Source organism: Mesorhizobium sp. M1C.F.Ca.ET.210.01.1.1 (assembly GCF_004791585.1).
Classification (GTDB): domain Bacteria; phylum Pseudomonadota; class Alphaproteobacteria; order Rhizobiales; family Rhizobiaceae; genus Mesorhizobium.
Genome location: NZ_SRUU01000144.1, coordinates 1 through 353, shown reverse-complemented (window position 1 = coordinate 353; position 353 = coordinate 1). Strand labels below are relative to the sequence as shown.

Here is a 353-nt window from a genome sequence, read left to right as displayed (position 1 = left end):
AAGTCCGCGTCCTCATAGTCTGTCGGATCGGCAATGCCGGCTAGATCGAATGCTTCGCGCCGTTCGATGCATGTCCCGCAGCGACCGCAATGACGTGCGCCGCCCTTGTAGCAGGACCACGTCGCCTCGAACGGTGTGGCGTACTTTGCCCCCTCGCTAACGATGTCGGCCTTCGACATATTCACATAGGGGGCGTAAAGGCGGATATCGGCGTAACCTGCGAGCGCGTGGTTCTGCATCGTCTGAAAGGCGTCGATAAAAGCGGGCCGGCAATCGAGATAGATGAAATGATCTCCGCCGTGCACGGCAGTGGCCACCGCATCGGCTTGCTGCGCGGCGGCAACCCCGAAGGC

At 61.2% G+C, this 353-nt stretch carries 1 protein-coding gene; it reads right to left on the bottom strand.

Going from position 1 to position 353, the window contains the following annotated elements:
* Positions 1 to 353, bottom strand: a 353-nt coding sequence (locus tag EN853_RS33315) for a 7-cyano-7-deazaguanine synthase (RefSeq protein ID WP_135861358.1), incomplete at both ends; no start/stop codon positions are given.